The organism is Pseudomonas sp. NFR16, from assembly GCF_900108875.1.
Taxonomy (GTDB): domain Bacteria; phylum Pseudomonadota; class Gammaproteobacteria; order Pseudomonadales; family Pseudomonadaceae; genus Aquipseudomonas.
The window spans coordinates 428,178-447,369 of sequence record NZ_FNYJ01000001.1; the positions used below are offsets into that span (position 1 = coordinate 428,178).

Annotated in this window: 13 protein-coding genes; 6 read left to right on the forward strand and 7 right to left on the reverse strand. The window is 62.0% G+C overall.

Annotated elements, in window-relative coordinates; genetic code table 11:
• Positions 1 to 152: 152 nt before the first annotated feature.
• Both BMZ10_RS02065 and BMZ10_RS02070 read right to left on the reverse strand, forming a co-directional pair.
• Entirely contained in the window at positions 153 to 728 is a 576-nt protein-coding gene (locus tag BMZ10_RS02065) for an ANTAR domain-containing response regulator (RefSeq protein ID WP_093458390.1), read from the reverse strand.
• A 13-nt stretch (positions 729 to 741) separates the two neighbouring features.
• On the reverse strand, positions 742 to 1,950 hold the full coding sequence (locus BMZ10_RS02070; RefSeq protein ID WP_093458391.1) for a CmpA/NrtA family ABC transporter substrate-binding protein: 1,209 nt from the start codon (positions 1,948 to 1,950) through the stop codon (positions 742 to 744).
• Positions 1,951 to 2,225: 275 nt separating this feature from the next.
• Here BMZ10_RS02070 and BMZ10_RS02075 point away from each other — a divergent pair, with 275 nt between their 5' ends.
• A complete protein-coding gene (locus BMZ10_RS02075; protein ID WP_093458392.1) occupies positions 2,226 to 3,248 on the forward strand; it encodes a quinone-dependent dihydroorotate dehydrogenase in 1,023 nt (340 codons plus the stop codon).
• Positions 3,249 to 3,430: 182 nt separating this feature from the next.
• Here the strand turns inward: BMZ10_RS02075 and rmf are convergent, their stop codons facing one another.
• Positions 3,431 to 3,646: a ribosome modulation factor gene (rmf, locus tag BMZ10_RS02080; protein ID WP_010223328.1), complete on the reverse strand. Its 216-nt coding sequence runs from the start codon at positions 3,644 to 3,646 to the stop codon at positions 3,431 to 3,433.
• A gap of 570 nt (positions 3,647 to 4,216) precedes the next feature.
• Between rmf and rlmKL the strand changes: the two genes are divergently transcribed.
• Together rlmKL and BMZ10_RS02090 are read left to right on the forward strand one after the other, a co-directional pair.
• The gene (gene rlmKL, locus BMZ10_RS02085) at positions 4,217 to 6,487 is read left to right on the forward strand and encodes a bifunctional 23S rRNA (guanine(2069)-N(7))-methyltransferase RlmK/23S rRNA (guanine(2445)-N(2))-methyltransferase RlmL (protein ID WP_093458393.1); all 2,271 of its coding nucleotides are present in this window, start codon (positions 4,217 to 4,219) and stop codon (positions 6,485 to 6,487) included.
• 159 nt (positions 6,488 to 6,646) lie between these two features.
• Entirely contained in the window at positions 6,647 to 8,656 is a 2,010-nt protein-coding gene (locus BMZ10_RS02090) for a diguanylate cyclase (protein ID WP_093458394.1), read from the forward strand.
• A gap of 105 nt (positions 8,657 to 8,761) precedes the next feature.
• Here BMZ10_RS02090 and BMZ10_RS02095 read toward each other — a convergent pair whose 3' ends face one another.
• The 4 genes from BMZ10_RS02095 to BMZ10_RS02110 form a co-directional block, all read right to left on the reverse strand.
• Positions 8,762 to 10,993: a xanthine dehydrogenase family protein molybdopterin-binding subunit gene (locus BMZ10_RS02095; RefSeq protein ID WP_093458395.1), complete on the reverse strand. Its 2,232-nt coding sequence runs from the start codon at positions 10,991 to 10,993 to the stop codon at positions 8,762 to 8,764.
• A 30-nt stretch (positions 10,994 to 11,023) separates the two neighbouring features.
• Positions 11,024 to 12,007: an FAD binding domain-containing protein gene (locus BMZ10_RS02100; protein ID WP_093458396.1), complete on the reverse strand. Its 984-nt coding sequence runs from the start codon at positions 12,005 to 12,007 to the stop codon at positions 11,024 to 11,026.
• Positions 12,007 to 12,669, reverse strand: coding sequence for a (2Fe-2S)-binding protein (locus BMZ10_RS02105; RefSeq protein WP_093458397.1), 663 nt, complete (start codon positions 12,667 to 12,669; stop codon positions 12,007 to 12,009). The genes BMZ10_RS02100 and BMZ10_RS02105 overlap by 1 nt, the downstream gene beginning before the upstream one ends.
• A gap of 356 nt (positions 12,670 to 13,025) precedes the next feature.
• Positions 13,026 to 14,090 carry an NAD(P)-dependent alcohol dehydrogenase gene (locus BMZ10_RS02110; RefSeq protein WP_093458398.1) on the reverse strand — a complete coding sequence of 355 codons (1,065 nt, stop codon included), beginning with the start codon at positions 14,088 to 14,090 and terminating at the stop codon, positions 13,026 to 13,028.
• Between the two features lie 390 nt (positions 14,091 to 14,480).
• On the opposite strand from BMZ10_RS02110, the gene BMZ10_RS02115 reads away from it, so the two are divergent.
• The 3 genes from BMZ10_RS02115 to BMZ10_RS02125 all read left to right on the forward strand — a co-directional run bounded on the left by BMZ10_RS02115 (position 14,481) and on the right by BMZ10_RS02125 (position 19,049).
• The gene (locus BMZ10_RS02115; RefSeq protein ID WP_256214296.1) at positions 14,481 to 17,270 is read left to right on the forward strand and encodes a sensor domain-containing phosphodiesterase; all 2,790 of its coding nucleotides are present in this window, start codon (positions 14,481 to 14,483) and stop codon (positions 17,268 to 17,270) included.
• A gap of 222 nt (positions 17,271 to 17,492) precedes the next feature.
• On the forward strand, positions 17,493 to 17,858 hold the full coding sequence (locus BMZ10_RS02120; RefSeq protein ID WP_218147160.1) for a winged helix-turn-helix transcriptional regulator: 366 nt from the start codon (positions 17,493 to 17,495) through the stop codon (positions 17,856 to 17,858).
• Positions 17,859 to 18,020: 162 nt separating this feature from the next.
• Positions 18,021 to 19,049: an alpha/beta fold hydrolase gene (locus BMZ10_RS02125; RefSeq protein ID WP_093458401.1), complete on the forward strand. Its 1,029-nt coding sequence runs from the start codon at positions 18,021 to 18,023 to the stop codon at positions 19,047 to 19,049.
• The last annotated feature ends 143 nt before the right edge of the window (positions 19,050 to 19,192 follow it).

The following is a 19,192-nucleotide window of genomic DNA, read 5'->3' on the forward strand; positions in this document are numbered from 1 at the left end:
GCGCTCCACCCGGCCCGTTGCTACGGGCCAAAAACGAAAAAACGTCGCAACCCGGTCCGCTTGCGCGAAGGGGGGTGCGACGTCTTTGTCGTGAGTGGGGCAACCGCCGTTGGCTACCTGTAAGATCTGTAAAGCAAGGAGCGGGCCAGCCGTCAGCCCAGTAACTCGCTCATGGCAATGATCTGCTCGGCGACCTGAATCAGTTTCTGTTGCCGGCTCATGGCCTGGCGCCGCATGAGGGTATAAGCCTCTTCCTCGTTGCAGTGCTTCATTTTCATCAGCAGGCCTTTGGCGGTTTCGATGCGTTTGCGCTCGGCCAACTGCTGATCGCGGGCGTGCAGTTGCGCCCGCAGGTCCTGATCGCTTTCGAATCGCGCCATGGCCACGTCCAGAATCGGCTGGAGGCGTTGGGCGTGAATGCCTTCGACGATGTAGGCGCTGACCCCGGATTTGATCGCCTGGCGCATGACGCCGGGATCATGCTCATCGGTGAACATGACGATGGGCCGGGGCAGGTCGCGGGTCACCAGCACCACCTGCTCCATGACGTCGCGGCCGGGCGACTCCGTGTCGATGAGGATTACGTCCGGGCGCACCGCCTGCACCCGTTCGGGCAGGTCGATGATCAGGCCGGATTCGTCGATCACCTCGAAACCCGCTTCCACAAGCGCGGCTTTAAGACGACCGACTTTCTTGGCGGTGTCGTTGATCAGCAGGATACGCAGCATGCCGGCATCCTCCTCAAAGGTCCGCGACGACAGGTGCGGCGTCTGCCAGCGCATGCAGTTTGAAGCTGCGTGCGTAGCCGGCCGGGTCACTGCCGTCCCAGATCTTGCCGTCGATCAGCTGGCTGCTGCGCATGGGCGAGTCCGGGACCTCGATACCCAGCGCCGTGGCCGCCTCGCGATACACATCGAGCTGCTGGACCGTTTTCGCGACGCCCAGATAGTCCGGATCTTCGCGCAGCAGGCCCCAGCGGCGAAACTGCGTCATGAACCACATGCCATCGGAGAGGTAGGGCAGGTTGACCTGACCCTGGCGGTGGAAGCTGACGGCATGATGATCGGTCCAGCGATTGCCCAGGCCGTCGTCATACTCGCCCATCAGCCTGGATTCGATGGCCTCGGCGGGCGCGTTGACGTATTCGGCAGCGCTGAGCAACTGCGCCGTGCTGCGTCGATTGTCCATGTTCTGTTCAATGAAGCGACTGGCCTCCAGCACCGCCATGACCAGCGCGCGGGCGGTGTTGGGGTATTGCTGGACGAACTCCAGGCTGCAACCGAGGACTTTTTCCGGATGATCCGGCCAGATCGCTTGTGTCGTGGCGAGGGTAAAGCCCAGATTCTGGCTCACCGCCTTGGCGCCCCACGGCTCACCGACACAGAAACCGTCGATCCGGCCCGCTTGCAGGTGTTCGACCATCTGCAGCGGCGGGACTACCACGCTGTCGACGTCGCGCAACGGATGAATGCCCTGGCTCGCCAGCCAGTAGTACAACCACAAGGCGTGATTACCGGTGGGAAACGTCTGAGCGAAGGTCAGTTTTGAATCGCTTTGGTGCGTCCACCGGTCCAGTGCCTCAGGAGTGATCACGCCTGCATCCTGCAAGGCTCGGGAAAGATTGATGCTCTGGCCGTTCTGATTCAGCCCCATCAGCACGGCCATGTCCCTGGCCTGACCGCCCAGGCCCAGATGCGCGGCGTAGACCAGCCCATACAGACTGTGTGCGGCATGCAGTTGGCCGCTGACCAGTCTGTCCCGCAGGCTGGCCCACGAGGGCTGCCGATGCAGGTTGATGTTCAGGCCATATGGCTGGGCGAATCCCTGGGTCGCAGCCACCACCAGTGAGGCGCTGTCGGTCAGCGCCATGAAGCCCACGTCGACGCTGTTCAGTTCCGGGGCGTCGCTGCCATTGACCCAGGCCAGCGCGGTGTTGAACGGATCTTTCATACTTTGGGTCCCGCCTGAGACTGGTTGCGCGCCCGGCGCAGCCCAATCTCCATAAAAAAACGTCGCTTCGCCCAGACCTTGGCCGGGGCAATAACGACGTCGTTGTCAGGGGCCTCGTTCCGCTATTGGAGCGAGGCAAGTACAGGCCTTGAAGCAATCGATATGCCAGCGATCGGCGAACCACCCGGTAAAGTTATCCAGATGCCTCGCGCATCGACGGCGTGGGCGTCTATAATCGGCCGCTGAATTCAGCCGCAATCGAGCCGCGCCCGCCCATGTATAACCTGGCCCGCCAGTTACTGTTCAAACTCTCTCCGGAAACCTCCCACGATCTGTCCCTGGACCTGATCGGCGCGGGTGGTCGTCTGGGCCTCAACGGCCTGTTCAACAAAGCGCCGGTGCAATTGCCGGTGACGGTCATGGGCCTGCAGTTCCCCAATCCGGTGGGGCTGGCGGCCGGGCTGGACAAGAACGGCGCGGCCATCGACGGCTTCGCCCAACTGGGCTTCGGTTTCGTCGAGATCGGTACCGTGACCCCACGTCCGCAGCCCGGCAACCCGAAACCGCGGATTTTCCGACTGCCTCACGCCGAGGCGATCATCAACCGCATGGGCTTCAACAACCTGGGCGTCGATCACCTGATCAGCCGGGTTCAGGCGGCCAGATACAACGGCGTGCTGGGTATCAACATCGGCAAGAACTTTGACACACCGGTCGAGAGGGCGGTGGATGACTATCTCATCTGCCTGGACAAGGTCTACGCCCATGCCAGCTACGTCACCGTCAACGTCAGTTCGCCGAACACGCCCGGCCTGCGCAGCCTGCAGTTCGGCGACTCGCTCAAGCAGTTGCTCGAAGCGTTGCGCGTGCGTCAGGACACATTGACCCAGACCCACGGCAAGCGCGTGCCACTGGCGATCAAGATTGCGCCAGACATGAGCGACGAAGAAACCGTACTGGTTGCCAGCGCGTTGCTGGAGTCGGGGATGGACGCGGTCATCGCGACCAACACCACCCTCAGCCGCCAGGGCGTTGAAGGCCTGCCTCACGGTGACGAGGCGGGCGGTCTGTCGGGCGCACCGGTACGCGAGAAGAGCACGCACATCGTCAAGGTGCTGGCCTCCGAGCTGGGCGGCAAGTTGCCGATCATCGCAGCGGGCGGGATCACCGAAGGCAAGCATGCGGCCGAGAAGATCGCGGCGGGTGCGAGTCTGGTGCAGATCTATTCCGGTTTTATCTACAAGGGGCCGGCGCTGATTCGCGAATCGGTGGACGCGATTGCGGCGATGGCTGGGTAAGTGTCTCAGGATGTCCGCGGGCGGGAAGCCCGGATGTGAGAGAGGGGTTCCGTATGGAACCCCTCTCGGGCTTGAGCCCGCCGCCCGGATGGGGCGCGCATGGTTGATTGATGTCGAATCGGTTTGTCGAAGAAACTTTTAGTCGGATTGTCCTTTGGTTGTGACTTGACTGATGTTGAGTGTCAGCCGACCGCGTGAAGTTCGTTGAGTCTGTGGATACCCGCAGTGCCGGTCATACCGTCCCAGTTGTCGCCGCGTCCTTCTCGCCAGCCGTTGATCCAGGCTTGGCGCACTGACGGTAGAGTAAAGGGGCAAAGCTCACGGGATTTACCAGTTACGCCGTATTGATATCCGCGCGAAAATGCTCTTTCCAACGGATCACGCTTAAGTCTTCTCATAGGGTGTTGCCCTCGTTTGTTGACTGTTATGTCCCTGGAGACCTCATGTCGAGGTCAGGCAGAAGTCTTCTGCCTTTGAATGCCCGCTGCCGGCGTCACGGGCGTGGTGCCGTCGTCGTTGCGGCGACGGCCTGAGGTGATTTCTAACCAATGCCCGAGATGCTGTGAATGACCGTTTTGTCATAAGAACGTAACTATTGAGGCATTAAGACCATAAGCGCCAGCGCATCTGGCGCTGCATTTTTTTCGCAAGGCCCCTGAATCGTGGCCTGTAGGCAGAAGCGCGAGTGTTTCTCAATGCCAGCTGCTGGCGGTTTGCAGTCAGGCATCAATCGACGAAGGGTCGGCGATGTGACTTTTTATTGCCGCCGTTGTCGTGCTGAATACTGGTTTTTTAATATCAGATGTCGGCTGGTTTCTGGCCGACGGATTGTCGCCACCGAAATGTATCGGGGCGCCGGATGGGCACAATGTATGTGCCGCGCAGGCGATCTCCACGAAAGACGTCTGTTTGAATCGGGCCGGACAATGCGTTGTCCTGCCACTCATAGCCAAGGCTCTGGAATACTCATGTCGGACCGTTACGAACTTTTCCTCACCTGTCCCAAAGGCCTTGAAGGCCTGCTCGCTGAGGAAGCCACTGCCCTTGGCCTCCAGGAAACCCGCGAACACACCTCGACCATCCGCGGCAGCGCCGACATGGAAACCGCCTACCGGCTGTGCCTGTGGTCGCGTCTGGCAAACCGGGTGTTGCTGGTGCTCAAGCGCTTCCCGATGAAAGATGCCGAAGACCTTTACCACGGCGTGCACGACATCGAGTGGGCCGATCATCTGGAGCCGGACGGCACGCTGGCGGTCGAGTTCAGCGGCCATGGTTCAGGCATCGACAACACTCACTTCGGCGCCCTGAAGGTCAAGGACGCCATCGTCGACCGCCTGCGCACCTCCGACGGCTTGCGCCCTTCGATCGACAAGCTCAACCCGGACCTGCGCGTGCATTTGCGTCTGGACCGAGGCGAGGCAATTCTGTCGCTGGACCTCTCTGGCCACAGCCTGCACCAGCGCGGCTATCGTTTGCAGCAGGGTGCGGCGCCGTTGAAAGAGAACCTGGCGGCGGCCATTCTGATCCGTTCCGGCTGGCCACGAATCGCCGCCGAGGGTGGCGCGCTGGCCGACCCGATGTGCGGCGTCGGCACCTTCCTGGTGGAAGCAGCGATGATCGCGGCCGATATTGCGCCTAACCTCAAGCGCGAGCGCTGGGGGTTTTCCGCCTGGCTGGGCCATGTGCCGGCGCTGTGGCGCAAACTGCATGACGAAGCGCTCACCCGCGCCGAGGCAGGTCTTGCGAAGCCGCCGTTGTGGATTCGTGGTTATGAAGCCGACCCTCGCCTGATTCAGCCCGGTCGCAATAACGTCGAACGCGCCGGTCTGTCTGACTGGATCAAGATTTACCAGGGTGAAGTCGCCACCTTCGAGCCGCGCCCGGACCAGAACCAGAAGGGTCTGGTGATCTGCAACCCGCCGTACGGTGAGCGTCTGGGTGACGAGGCAAGCCTGCTGTACCTCTATCAGAACCTCGGCGAACGCCTGCGTCAGGCCTGCCTGAACTGGGAAGCGGCGGTGTTCACCGGTGCGCCGGATCTGGGCAAACGCATGGGCATCCGCAGCCACAAGCAATACGCGTTCTGGAACGGCGCGCTGCCATGCAAGCTGCTGTTGATCAAAGTGCTGCCGGATCAGTTCGTCACTGGCGAGCGCCGTACGCCTGAGCAACGTCAGGCTGAGCGTGAGCAGGCGGCCTATGATCAGACGCCGGACGAGCCGCAAGCGCGCCAATTCAACAAGAACGGCAACCCGATCAAGCCTGCCCCCGCACCTGCACCGGTCATCGAGCAGCCGCGTCTGAGTGAAGGCGGGCAGATGTTCGCCAATCGCTTGCAGAAGAACCTCAAGGCGCTGGGTAAATGGGCCAAGCGCGAAGGCATCGATTGCTACCGCGTCTACGATGCGGACATGCCGGAATACGCCATGGCCATCGACCTATATCACGACTGGGTGCATGTGCAGGAATACGCGGCGCCCAAATCCATCGATCCGGAAAAAGCCTCGATTCGCATGTTCGACGCACTGGCAGCCATTCCCCAGGCGTTGAACATCGACAAGAGCCGGGTGGTGGTCAAGCGTCGTGAGCGCCAGAGCGGCACCAGACAGTACGAACGGCAAAGTGCGCAGGGCCAGTTCCAGGAAGTCAACGAAGGTGGGATCAAGCTGCTGGTCAACCTCACCGATTATCTGGATACCGGGCTGTTTCTCGATCATCGCCCGATGCGCATGCGCATCCAGCGGGAAGCGGCGGGCAAGCGTTTTCTGAACCTGTTCTGCTACACAGCAACCGCCAGCGTGCATGCCGCCAAGGGAGGCGCACGCAGCACCACCAGCGTCGATCTGTCGAAAACTTACCTGGACTGGGCGCGGCGCAACCTGTCGCTCAACGGTTTCTCCGACAAGAACCGTCTGGAGCAGGGCGACGTGATGGCGTGGCTCGAGACCAGCCGCGACGAGTACGACCTGATCTTCATCGACCCGCCGACCTTTTCCAACTCCAAGCGCATGGAGGGCGTGTTCGACGTGCAGCGCGATCAGGTGCAGTTGATCGATCTGGCGATGGCGCGACTGGCGAGCGGTGGCGTGCTGTATTTCTCCAACAACTTCCGCAAGTTCCAGCTCGAAGAGAACCTCACCGAGCGCTATGCCGTGGAGGAGATCACTTCGCAGACCATCGATCCGGATTTCGCGCGCAACGGCAAGATCCACCGCGCGTGGAAGATCACTGCACGCTGAATCGATTGCGCGGAAAAGATGGTGTCATTGCTGCCTGATGACGCCAGTCTCCGGTGCTGACAGGCGACACGCTGCACTAGGCAAACTAATGGCGAATAGCTATAAGTGAAGCTCGGACACGTGTCGCGGCAACCGCTGTGGCGTCATGAGTTTTTGTATATGTCGTCTAACCGGGCAAGCGTCAAGATTCTTGGCTTGATCAGTGAGGACACCTCTTCGTGGGCGGTTGCCGTGCTCGTCTTTTCCGCGGGCGCGTTATTGACGGGGCTGGTGGCGTTGATGAACGTCGAGTTGTACCACCGTCAATTGCAACAGCGCTTCGAACTGCTGGCCAGCGAGCGCGTCAGTCGGATTCAGGACCGGCTCGACGGGCAGATTCGTCGTCTCGACAGTCTGCGCCGTTTCTTCGTGTATTCCGATGCGGTTTCGCAGGAGGAATTCGACGGCTTCGCGCGCCCGCTGCTGGTTTTCACCCAGGCCTATTCATGGGCACCACGTATAGATGGCCGCGACCGACAGTCGTTTGAAGAGGCCTTGCGTGCAGCCGGCCAACCCGACTTTACCGTGCGCGAATTCGACGCTGCCCGAGGGTGGAAGGAGGCAGCGCCGCGCCCGGTCTATTTTCCCGTGCGCTTTACCCAAAGCCGCAGCACAGTGGCAGTGCCGTTGGGCTTCGATGTCAATTCCGAGCCGGTGCGCCGGACGACGCTGGATCGGGCACAGCAAACCGGCAGCATGGCGGCGACCGCACGCATGGACCTGGTCGGGCTGGAGGCGCAGAACCGCAGCGGCATTCTACTGGTCGCGCCGGTACTGTCGCGGGTTCGTGCCGGAGCCGATCCGGCAAACCGGCTGCAGGGCTTTCTGCTCGCGGTGATCAGCATGCGCACGATGATGACCGAAGGTCTGCCGTCATCCGATCAGGACAACCTGACCCTCAGCCTCGTCGACATGACAACGCCACAGACGCCCGAATTCTTGTTCCAGTCCGCCAGTCCCGCCGCGGCCAGTGGTTTGCGACTGAGTCAATGGATGAGTTTCGCTGGCCGGAGCTACCGGCTGGATATCCGTCCCACACCGGTGTTCATCAACGCTAACCCTTCTTCGACCGACAGCCTGGTGATCCTCGGAGCGCTGCTCAGTTTCATGCTCAGTGCGTTGCTCTATTCACTGATCAGCCAGCGCCAGCGCGCGCTGCGCATGGTCGAACAAAGCACCGGACAATTGCGACAACGCGAACTGCAATTGCGCAGGGCACATGGTCAGCTGCGCAACGTGCTCGATGCGGCGACCCAAGTGGCGATCATTGCCACTGACCTGAACGGCCTCATCACGACCTTCAATATCGGTGCGGAAAAAATGCTCGGCTACAGCAGTGCGCAGGTCTGCGGCCGTCTGACGTTGCGCCAGTTGCACCTGCCCGGCGAGCTGGCAGAGCATGTGGATGAACTGAACCTGCGCTACGGACGCGAAGTGAAGACATGCGAAGCGATGCTCGTCGAAGCCTTCGAGGAGCACGGACATCAGACCCACGACTGGACGTTCGTGAGGCAGGACGGCTCCCATCTTCAGGTGAACATGCAGGTCAGCCCGGTACTCGATGAACAGGATCAATGGATCGGTTATCTGGCGGTGTGCCTGGACATCACCGAACGCAAGCGCGTTGAGGAAGAGCTGCGCACGATGTCCGTCACCGACGCGCTGACCGGAGTCTACAACAGGCGCTATTTTCAGGAGCGGTTGCAGGCTGAACTGCTCCGCGCGGAGCGTCATGGCGGCGTGTTTGCAGTGGTCATGCTGGACATCGATCATTTCAAATGCATCAACGATCAGTTGGGGCATGCGGTCGGCGACCATGTGCTGCAGGCGATCTGCAGCCGGTTGTGTCACCGTTTGCGCCGCAGTGACGTGTTCTGTCGCCTGGGCGGTGAGGAGTTCATGGTGTTGTGCCCGGACACCGACAGCGATCAAGCCTATGGCCTGGCCTGTGAATTGTGGGCCGCGTTGCGGTCCAAGCCGGTCGACGGCGTGGGCAGGGTGACGGCCAGTTTCGGCATTGCCAGTTGGCGCGAAGGCGAGGGCGGTGATGCGTTGCTGCTGCGCGCGGACTCGGGCGTCTATGCAGCGAAGATGGGTGGGCGGGACCGGGTTGAGCCGGAGCTGGCCTGACGTCCCGGGCAGAGTGTTGATCCGCCAAGGGAGGCTGCCCGAGGGCGGCAGCCTCCTGTCCGGCGTCAGTCGTTGATCCTGATCCTTCTGCGCAACAACGCGCGGTCAGGCACTCATCGTGGGCGGCAGATCCATCAGTTTGTCGAGGGTGATCGGCAGGTCGCGGATGCGTTTGCCGGTCGCATGGGACACCGCGTTGGCGACGGCGGCCGCCAGCCCGGTGATGCCGATTTCACCGATACCCCGAGCACCGAACTCGTTGAGTTCGTAATCCGGATAATCGAGCAGAATCACATCGATTTCAGGCTGGTCGGCATGCACTGGCACCACGTATTCGGCGTAATTGTTATTGACCGGCATGCCGTCGCGCTCGTCGAAATCGGTGGCTTCGAACAGCGCCATGCCGACGCCCATGACAATTGCCCCCTCGACCTGATTAAGCGAGGTTTTGTGGTTGATCACCTTGCCGACGTCGATGGCGCTGACCACCCGCGCGACCCGCAGCCGGGAAATGCCCGGGTCCCAGCGCACCTCGACGAAGTGCACGCCAAACGACCGGAAGGAGTGTTTGCTGGTGTCGTTCATGCCGGTTATGGCTTCACCGAAGGCGCTGGACTGTTTCTGCGCTTTGAGCACATCGGCGATGGCGAATGACTTCTCGCCACTTTTGATCTGCCCTTGCTCGAAACTCACCTGATCGGGCTTGCTGCCGGCGAACACGCCTTTGGGTGCCGTGGAGAAGGCTTTCAGCTGGTCGATGGCCTGGCGTGTGGCTTCAGCGATCGCGGGCAGTACGCTTGCCGTTGCCCAGGATCCGCCGGACACCGGCGCAGGCGGAAAAGACGAGTTGCCCAGTTCGACTTCGATCTTGTCCAGGGCAATCCCGGTGAGGCTGCTGACCACCTGCGCGATGATCGTGTACGTGCCGGTGCCGATGTCCTGAACGCCGCAGATGGCGTAGGCCGTTCCGTCGGCGCGCAATAGCACCTGCGCCTCGGCCGGCGTGCGGTAAGCGTCCCAGTTACAGGCCGCCATGCCGTATCCGATGATCTCGGTGCCATCCTTCATCGAACCGGGCCTGGGATCGCGTCGACTCCAGCCGAAGCGTTCGGCGGCCTTGTCGATGCACTCCTGCAGGTGATTGCTCGACCATGGCAGGTTCTGGCTCTCGTCGTGCTCGGAGACATTGAGCTTGCGGAACGCCAGCGGGTCCATGCCAATCTTGTCGGCCATTTCATCCATTGCCGATTCCAGTGCGAACAGCCCGGGCGCGGCACCTGGAGCGCGCATCGACGTAGGCGTGCCGCGGTTGACCTCAATGGTCTTGTGCGTGACCAGCACGTTGGCGCAGCTGTAGAGACTCTTGGTCGAGGTGCCGCAGTTTTCCTTGTAAGGATCGGTGAACGACGTCGTGTTGATCGACTCGTGCCGTACCGAGACCAGCTTGCCCTTGTCGTCGGTGGCCAGGCGCATGCGCTGCCGGGTTTCCGGCCGGTGCCCGGTGGTGGTGAACATCTGTGCACGGGGCACCACCACTTGCACGGGTCGGTCGAGGACTTTGGCGGCGCCGCAGGCCGCAACCGAGTGCGGCCAGATCCACAGTTTGCTGCCGAAACCCGAGCCAATGAACGGCGCGCGCACTTCGACTTTCTCCGGCATCAGGCCGAAAATCTTCGCCAGCGAATTGCGATGCGCAACCACCCCTTGGGACGCTTCGTAAACGATCAGTTTGCCGTTGTCCCACTGCGCCACGGTGGCGTGCATTTCCATCGGATTGTGGGTTTCCACCGGCGTCGAGTACGTGGCGTCGATGCTGTGCGCGGCGCTGTCGAAGGCTGCACCGGCATCGCCCCGGCTGTGGTTCGGGCTGCCGTCTTGCAACTGGCCGGCTTTGAGGCCCTGCTCAAGATTGGCGACGGCGGAGGCCTTGCTGTAGCTGACCTTGATCTTGTACGCCGCCGCCCGGGCGTGCTCGAACGTGTCAGCGACGACCAGCGCAACGAATTGCCCGGCGTAGTAAACCGTGTCGTCTTCGAAGGGCAGACGGCTTTCGTCGGACTTGGCGGCCTTCAGAATCTGCGCGAACGACATCGGCAGGGCCGAGTTGTGGTACAGCGAAGGGAAGTTGCCGTGGTGGAAAATCTCCAGCACGCCCGGCGATTTGCGCGCCGCGTCCAGATCCAGTGCGCTGATCTTGCCACTGGCGACGGTGCTGAACACGCCGTAGCCGTAAGCCATGTTCTTCAGATGATGGTCGGAGGCGTACATCGCCGTGCCGGTGACTTTGCGTCGCCCGTCGATACGGCGAGGGGCCGATCCTATCATTGCGTCAGTCATGTGCGGATGCTCCATTCATAGGGCGGGCAATCAAGCGGTCAGGCTGCCGAGATTGCGCACGATAGCCTGCTGCCCCAGCGCAATCTTGTAAGCGTTGTGACGGTAAGGGCGGGCGCCTTGCATTGCGATGGCGGCGGCCTTTTCCATGTTCTGCGGCGTCAGGGTCGCGCCTTTGAGCGCACGCTCGGCTTCCTGCGCGCGCCAAGGGCGGGTGCCGACGCCGCCCAGTGCGATCCTCGCGTCACGCACGGTGTCACCGTCCATGACCAGAATCACCGCGCTGGACGCCAATGCGAACTGGTACGAAGCCCGGTCACGCAATTTCAGATACCCCGACTTGCTGCCCGCCAGCGGCGCATCGAGCACCACATGGGTGATCAACTCATCGTCTTGCAGGGCGTGCTCTTTCCAGGGCGTGGAACCGGGCAGCAGATGAAAATCGAGGAAGTCGATGCTGCGCTTGCCCTTGGGACCCTGCACCTCGACTCGGGCGCCGATTGCCGCCATGGCCACGCACATGTCCGAAGGGTGGGTGGCGATGCACTGATCGCTGGTCCCGAGCACGGCGTGCACGCTGCGGTTATGGCCGTCGATGGCTGCGCACCCCGAGCCAGGCTCGCGCTTGTTGCAGGCCGAATGACCGTCGCGGAAATAGTTGCACCTCACCCGTTGCATGACGTTGCCGGCGGTGGTCGCCTTATTGCGCAGCTGCGTGGTCGCGCCGGACAGCAGCGCCTGCGACAGCACTGGGTAGTGCTCGACGATGTGCGGGTGATGGGCCAGGGTGCTGTTGGTCACCAGCGCGCCGATGCGCACGCTGCCATCTTTCTGCACCTCGATCTGCTTGAGGGACAGATGATTGACGTCGATCACCTGATCGGCGGGCATCACGTCCAGCTTCACCAGATCGAGGAGGGTGGTGCCACCGGCGAGAAAGAAGGCGGTCTGGCTTTTGGCGTGGGTGGCGACCGCCTGTTCGACGCTGCCGGCGCGTACGTAATCGAGGGCTCTCATCAGGTCACCTCCTGCAACTTGATCCGCGCGCTTTGAATTGCGCTGAGGATGTTCTTGTACGCGCCGCAGCGGCAGATGTTGCCGCTCATGGCTTCGCGGACGCTGTGATCATCGCTGCCGATGTTCTTGTCCTGCAACATCGCGACGGCGCTCATGATCTGGCCCGAGGTGCAATACCCGCATTGATACGCGTCGTGTTCCCAGAAGGCTTCCTGCACAGGGTGCAGCTTGCCGTTGCTGGCCAGGCCTTCGATGGTGGTGATTTCATCGCCTTCGTGCATCGCGGCCAGTGACAGGCACGAATTGATCGAAGTGCCGTTGACGTGCACGGTGCACGCGCCGCACTGGCCGTGGTCGCAGCCCTTTTTGGTGCCGGTGAGTTGCAAGCGGTCACGCAATACGTCGAGCAAGGCGGCATTGGCCGGAAGGTTCAAGGTGTGCGTCTGGCCATTGACCTTGAGGGTCATGCGCCGCTCGTCTTTGGCCGGTGGGGCGGTGTCATCGGGGACGGCGGCCTGGGCCTCCAGGGCCTGGGTCCACATTGGAGCGGTGGCGGCGGCAAGGCCGGATACCCCGATCGATTTCAGGAAGTTTCGGCGCGAAGGCGCGGTGAAGGACTTGAGGTCCGATTCTGTTTCTTTTTTATCAGGCTGATCGGTCATGGACGGGTTCCTCGTCAACATTGAACCAGGTCTGCGCGCCGACGGTGGGCAGTGCGCAGTCACGAACGGCAGTGGATGCTTCAAGCCGCCAACGATAACCAATCGACGGGCTGAGCATTCTTTTGAATATCTACATACACTTTCGAATTATTTTCATTAATGCGCGTGGTGGCTGTGGGCAGCGGTCGCACATGAATGTGTCGCGTCAGGAAGAACGGGGCCTGTGGGGCAGGGCCGCAGGTGTGTGACCTGCGCCTGCGCGATTGGTTGCGGGTTTTTTCGCCTGGTGCAGAACACAGAATGTTACGAAGGGACCGGGTCAGCGCGCAGTCGGCGCCGGCCCGGTGACTCGTCGATCAGGCGGCTGAAGCTTCTTCCTTGAGCGTGGCCATGTCGATGACGAAACGGTACTTCACATCGCTTTTGAGCATGCGCTCGTAGGCTTCGTTGATGTCCTTCATCTTGATCATCTCGATGTCGGAGACGATGCCGTGGCGAGCACAGAAATCCAGCATCTCCTGTGTTTCCTGAATCCCGCCGATGAGCGACCCCGCCAGACTGCGGCGCTTGAAGATCAAGTTGAACACCGATGGCGACGGGTGCGGATGCTCCGGAACACCGACCAGGGTCATGGTGCCATCGCGCTTGAGCAGGCTGAGGAACGCGTCCAGGTCGTGGGGCGCTGCAACGGTGTTGAGGATGAAGTCCAGGCTGTTGACCTGAGTGGCCATTTCGTCAGGGTTCTTCGACACGATCACTTCATCGGCGCCCAACCGCAGGCCGTCTTCACGTTTGTTCGGCGAGGTGGTGAACAGCACCACGTGAGCGCCCATCGCGTGGGCGATCTTGACCGCCATGTGGCCCAGACCGCCGAGGCCGACCACGCCGACTTTCTGGCCGGGACCGACCTTCCAGTGATGCAGCGGCGAGTATGTGGTGATGCCCGCGCAAAGCAGCGGCGCAACGGCGGCGAGATTGTCGCTGTGGGAAATCTTGAGAACGAACTTCTCTTTTACCACGATCTTGTCAGAGTAACCGCCAAAGGTATTTTCGCCACCAAAGACCGGCCCGTTGTAAGTGCCGGTGAACCCGCGTTCACAGTACTGCTCGTCACCCTCGGCGCAGGACGCGCACTGCTGACAGCTGTCGACTATGCAGCCGACACCGGCGAGATCACCGACCTTGAAGTTCTTCACGTTGGCACCGACTGCCGTGACTTTGCCGACGATCTCGTGGCCCGGCACCGAAGGGTACAACGTATTGTTCCATTCATTGCGCGCCGTGTGCAGGTCCGAGTGACAGACGCCGCAGAACAGGATATCGATCTGTACGTCGTCGGCGCCCGGATCGCGGCGCTCGAACTGGAACGGCGCGAGTCGGTCGGTCGGTTTCTGCGCGGCGTAGCTGTAAGTCTTGATCATTTTCCGATCATCTCCAGTGTCAAAAGGGAACGTGGACGCGCTATGAAAGACAGGCGAGGGCAGGCAAAAGTCAGTACTGAATGGAAAACCTGCGATGCCGGTCGGTCTGACAAAAGTGCCTGTGGTTTCTTTCATTCCGGGGGCAATCTGCCGATAACGGACAGACAGTCACGTGAAATGTCGTGAAATCCCGTTTTTTCGTCGTTAATAGGCAGTTAAAACGAATATGGCGCTTGCAACCATCTGTCAGACCCCATGAAGATAGCCCAGTCTCACGCTGGCAATGGAGCGCCTATGAATTCTCATGTCTCGACCCCCAACGGGTGCTCGTCATTCACTGGCGGGCAAGCGTGTGACCCTGTCAGCGAAGGGGTGGAAGTTGCGCCGTCCATGATTGACGAAAACTCTCTGGAAACACTGTTGCGGACGGCCAGGCTGGCGGCTCCGGATCTGAGCTGGGCCGCCTATCGTGCCAACCAGCATATGCACCTGCTCGGGCAGGGCGATGCATCGACCGAGTGGCCGGCACACATTCCCCGCGAGGGCTTCGATGCATTCTGCCGCGACCATGGCCTGCAACGGTGGGTAACGGGGCACGGCGAGGCGCCGCTGGGCTGGCTGCTGACGCCGGAGCGCGAAGCGGGCAACCCTCTGCTGGCGCAATTGGCGGGCAAGCTGGGTCTGCGTCTGCAGACCGACGCGCTGGCGCGGGCCCAGGCCACTCAGCGGGTGCTGTACCAGATCACCTACCTTGCCAGCTCGACCCGTGACCGCTCGGCCTTCCTGCAAGGTGTTCACGAGCAGCTGTCGACCCTGATCGACGCAGAAAACTTCTACCTGGCGCTGTACGAAAGCCACAGCGGCAAGATCACGTATCCGTACTACATCGACATCACTGACGTCGACGCGCTGGAGGCCGAAACCCACGAGTTTCTCGATCCGGAACGGCTGTCCATGACCGGTTATGTGCTGACCACCGAACAACCGCTGTTCGTCGATTCTGCCGCCATCGAACGCGCGCAGGCGCAGGACAAGTTTCATTGCGTCGGGCATCGCCCCGAGTTCTGGATGGGAGCGCCGCTGAAAAACGCATCCGACGACGTGTTTGGCATGCTGGCGATGCAGGTCTATGACCTCGAACGGGTCTACAGCGTCGAGGATCAGGAGCTGTTTCTGGTGGTGGCGCGCCACGTCGCAATGGCCCTGGACCGTATTCTGCACCGTGCCCAGCTGGAAGAGACTGTGGCGCGGCGGACACTGGAATTGTCGCGGCTCAACGATGCGCTGCGCAGCGAGGTGGCCGACCGGGAACGCGCCGAGCACCTGCAAAGTGCGTTGTTCCAGATCGCGGAGCTGTCCAGTCAGCCGGGCGACATGGCTGATCTGTTCAAGAGCCTGCACGGGATCGTCGGCGAGCTGCTGTTCGCCCTCAATTTCTACATCGCGCTGTTCGACGACGCCACGGGCGAGGTGACCTTTCCCTATTATGTCGACGAACGCCTGGTGGTGCGGCCGAATCCGCGCCGCGGCGAACGCGGTTTCACCGAGTATGTGATTCGCCAGCGCCGTCCGTGCCTGATCGACAGCGTCGAAGCGCGGCGCCTTGAGACCAATGGCGAAATAACCATTCAGAATGAGATCAACCGCTCGTATTCCTGGCTGGGCATCCCGTTGTTCGAGGGCGATGTCGTGCGCGGCGTACTGGCGGTGCAGAGCTATTCGGCCGACGTCAGCTACTCGCTGCGCGATCAGGAGCTGCTGACCTTCGTATCCCGGCACATCGACACGGCGTTGTCCCGCCGCAGCGCCGCGGAGGCCGTGCATACCGCCAACCTGCGGCTGGAGGCGCGGGTTCAGGATCGCACGCGCGAGCTCGATGTTGCCAACGCCAAGCTGCAGCACGAGAACGCCCATGACTCGCTGACCGGGCTGCCGAATCGCAGCCATCTGCAACAGCGTCTGCAGATTGCCTGGGAGCAGTTCTGCAACAATGACGAAGAACTGGTGGTGATGTTCATTGATCTTGACCGTTTCAAGATGGTCAACGACAGCCTCGGCCATCATTCGGGTGACCAACTGCTGATCCAGGCGGCCGATCGTCTGCGCAGCTGCATGCGCGAAAGCGACCTGCTGGCGAGGCTGGGCGGCGACGAGTTCGCGGTCCTGGCGTATTCCGCGCCACCGGACGTCACCGTGGCCATCGCCGAGCGCATCCTGCTGGCCTTCGACGTGCCGTTCCATATCGACGGCCATGCAGTATTTTCCTCCTGTAGCATCGGCGTGGTCGGCGCCGATCGGCAATTCCATCACGAGCCCGCGGACCTCTTGCGTGACGCCGACACGGCCATGTACCGGGTCAAGAATGCCGGGCGCGACAGCTATGCAGTGTTCAACCAGGAAGTGCGCCGCGAAGTGTCCGACCAGATGGAGCAGGAAACCGCGCTGCGTAACGCGCTCAAGCGCACCGACGAGCTGCTGCCGTATTTCCAGCCGATCGTCGACGTGGCCACCGGCAGGATCCTTGCCCTGGAAGCGCTGATCCGTTGGCGACAGGCGGACGGCCGGGTGATCGCGCCCGGGCATTTCCTGCCGGCGCTGGAAGGGCTGCGGCTGATCGGCCGGCTGGATTTCTACATGCTTCAGCAAGTGGTCGCGATGCTGGCGCAGCCCGATCACGCGCACTGGCCGACCGTTCACGTGAACTGCTCCAGTTACAGCATCAGCCGCCCCGAGTTCGCCGGCGAGGTGCTGGGCCTGCTCAGTCAGCATGGCGTCGCGCCGTCGCGCATCTGTCTCGAGCTCACCGAAGGTGCGCTGGTGGCTGAGCCAGAGCTGGCGCGCCAGGCCATGAAGCATCTGGCCGACAACGGCGTATCGGTGGTGCTCGACGATTTCGGCGCAGGCTTCTCGTCACTCAGCTACGTGCATCAGTACCATTTCAGCGGCCTGAAGATCGACAAATCCTTCACCCTGGAGTTGACCACCAGCTCTCGCAGCCGGGCGATCGTCCGCGCCATCGTGCGCATGGCTGAATCGCTGGGGCTGACCGTGGTCGCCGAAGGCGTCGAAGACGCGGCAACCTTGCAGTTGCTGCGCGAAATGGGCGCCGGGCAGGCACAGGGTTATTACTTCTCGATGCCGGTGCCGCAGGAGAGACTGGACCTCAGTACGCTGCAATGACACCCGCTGTCCGGTCCGTATGGGTGAGGGCGGCGAGCTGACTTGCGCATGCACTGACATCGCGCTGCCGTTCGCTTGGCAAGTCTGGAGGCGGCCTACTCGGAACTCCGCTGTGTCGCCCGGACGCCGTTCGGGCTGATGGGCGAAGCGCGTGAAGAGCCGGCGGGCGGCCTCAGGGCTGGACGCTTTCCAGTCCTGTACACCCTTGTTAGACTCCCGACCATGTCAGATTCCAACGCTCAAAAACCCGATGCACCGGCCATGCCGACCTTCGCTTTCTGCCCGGTCATCGCCGCGCTCGAAGTGATCGGCGAGCGCTGGGTCATTCTCATCCTGCGCGATCTGCTGCGTAACCCCACACGGCGTTTTCAGGACCTGCAGGATTCGCTCAAGGGCTGCGCGCCCAGCACATTGTCCACTCGGCTGAAATCACTGGAAGCTCACGGTCTGATCGAGCGGCGCCAGTATGAGCAGCATCCGCCGCGCCTGGAATACCTGCTGACCGCCAAGGGCCGCGAGGTCGGTCCGGTGGTGGCATCACTGCGCGACTGGGGCCTGCGATTGCAGGCCCTCGATCCACCCCAGTGACGGTCCGGGCTGATCCGAGCCTGGCACGCCGCGACATTCGTCTGCTCTTGCGCTGCCCGCACAAAGACCGGCTACGCTGATTTTGCAGCGCGACGGCATGTTCTCTGAAACATGGTTTTCCTCGACGGCTGAAATGGAGTTCTATCTTCTCGGGGGAAGACCATGCAAGGGTGTCGCTCTGTACGCCAGGCGCTGTGCGCGCTGTCGACGATGATGTGTGTCTGTGTCGCCACCGCGGCCGAGCAACAGCTGACCAGTATCGGGTCGTTGACGATGGTCGGCGGCAAGATCAAGCAATGCTCGCTGGGCTATCGAACCTACGGCACGCTGGCCGCCGATCAGAGTAACGTGGTGCTGGTCCCAACCTGGCTGACCGGGCGTACCGCCGACCAGATCGACATGATCGGCCCGGGCAAGCTGGTCGACACTGACCGCTGGTATGTCATCGCCCTGGATGCGGTGGGCAACGGTGTGTCGTGCTCGCCCTCCAACAGCAAAAGCAATCCGCGCCTGAAGTTTCCTCAGTTTGGCATCCGGGACATGGTCAAGGCCCAGCATCGTCTGCTCGCGCTGAACCTTGGGATCGACCACGCCCACGCCATCGTCGGCATTTCCATGGGCGGCATGCAGGCGCTGCAGTGGGCTGTGATGTACCCCGATTTCGCCAGCAACATCGTCACCATCGTTGCCACGCCGCAACCCACCGCCAGTGATCTTCGCGCCTGGAATGCCGAGATCGCGGCCATCGAGGGCACGCCTGGCTGGAATGGCGGCGACTACGTGCCGGGCACGCCCTTCAGGCGCCTGACGGCCCTGCACACCGAGTCCTTGTGGACGCCGGAACACGTCGCGGCCAAGGCGGTGGCGAGCAAACGACCCAGTGCCGACACGCTCCACGGCACGCAGACCAGCCAGAGCTTCAGCGCGGTTGACTGGTACCGGCAATTGCAGGCCATGACGTCTTTCGGGTTGGCCCGCGACGGCGACATGGCGGCGTTGGCCGGGAAGATCAAGGCGCGCCTGTTGATCGTGACGTCCGAGCAGGATCGTCTGGTCGATCCCGCGCCTTCCAAGGCATTGGCGGCACAGACGCGGGCGAAGCTGCTGGTGCTGGACAACGACTGCGGGCACATGGCACCGGCCTGTGAGCCGGGCAAGGTCGATCGCGCGCTCAAGGCCTTTCTCAAGTGACGACGCCCGGCAGGTGAGCGGCAACGCCTTGCGCCGGGCGGCCATTACCTGCCGCTGTTGGGCAAGTGGGCGCTGCTGCGATCGGCCGGTCCGCTTCCCGCGCCGCGCTGCAGCCCTTGTCGCGCATATGTTCCAGAGGATGT